The sequence below is a fragment of the Streptomyces sp. NPDC029014 genome (genome assembly GCF_055564695.1).
The window spans coordinates 1-1,050 of sequence record NZ_JBVHVT010000254.1 but is presented as its reverse complement, the minus strand read 5'-3'; the positions used below and the strand labels follow the sequence as shown (position 1 = coordinate 1,050).

At 55.2% G+C, this 1,050-nt stretch carries 2 protein-coding genes and 1 pseudogene; all 3 read right to left on the bottom strand.

What is annotated here, in order from left to right:
• A pseudogene (locus tag ACZ4VL_RS40925) lies at positions 1 to 287 on the bottom strand (hypothetical protein); the annotation flags it as partial.
• A complete protein-coding gene (locus ACZ4VL_RS40920; protein WP_468211165.1) occupies positions 284 to 697 on the bottom strand; it encodes a hypothetical protein in 414 nt (137 codons plus the stop codon). The gene ACZ4VL_RS40920 and the pseudogene ACZ4VL_RS40925, both read right to left, overlap by 4 nt.
• A 34-nt stretch (positions 698 to 731) precedes the next feature.
• Positions 732 to 1,050, bottom strand: a 319-nt coding sequence (locus ACZ4VL_RS40915; protein WP_468211162.1) for a hypothetical protein, incomplete at its 5' end; no start/stop codon positions are given.

The window sequence follows — 1,050 nt, the reverse complement described above, 5'->3', positions numbered from 1 at the left end:
CCGAGCCTGTGCTGCCGAGGGATGATCACCGCAGGTACGCCTTCCTCAAGCGCACGAATGATGTTTCCCATTCCTGCATGCGTAACCAGCACATCACACTCCGAAATCCTCCTAGAAAACTCGGGCATGCTGATCATGGCTGCGCCGCCGAAAGATGGAGCAGTCGAGGACGGCCCAGATTGCGCATATCCAACAGCTTCGCTGTTCACGGAAAGCCACTGGGAAACGTAGTCGATGAGCCTCGGGAAAGGTGCTTGAGTACCCACGGAAGCAAAGATCTGGATCATATTATTTTTCCGCAGTAGAGCACCTTGTGGTCATCAGCAAGGCTTGGCCATTGCGTGAACACCTGATGAGATACTCGAAGGGCAATTCTTCCCGACACCGACAATCTTCGGGTGTTGGCTATACTGTCAATCCACAGCGTTCTAGCGCCAACGAATCGACCGGCAATAATCCCGATGATGCCAGGGGCCGCCCCGGTGGATATGATGTGCGTCGGCCGAAGGAAAAGGACCTTGAAGAAAACCTTCGGGATCCCCAAGAGTGCCGCGAACGGGGATTGCCGATTGAAATCAGGAAGAGACACCACGGCGTCGTAGACGTCGCCCTTCAATTCCTGCTCGGCAGCTACCGTGGCAAGAGTCAGCGTGCCAGTGGTCCTTGCCGCAACGGCGATGCGCTGCATCTGCACCAAGTGGCCTCCGCCTGAACAGATGAGCAGTACCCGCTTATCCATTGAGCACTCCGGAAAGTGCGCTCGCTTGGGAACGCCATCGCTCATTCTTTAGCTGCAGGCCCCGCCTGGATGCCTCCTCAAATGCGCGGATATCAGAGAGTACCTCCAAGATTCCTTCTGATATCGATCGTGCGTCAAGTGTATCCACGAACTTTGCACCAAGAAAAAGTTCCCGAAGTGTCGGTGTGTCGGAAAGAACCATGGCCTTCTGAAAGCTGATGGCCTCGTTGGCAACGCTGAGCTGGACATTTGATCGGGTAGTAAGGCCAAGGACCGCGCCGCAATTGGCCAGAAGGTTGTCGAAATCCTTC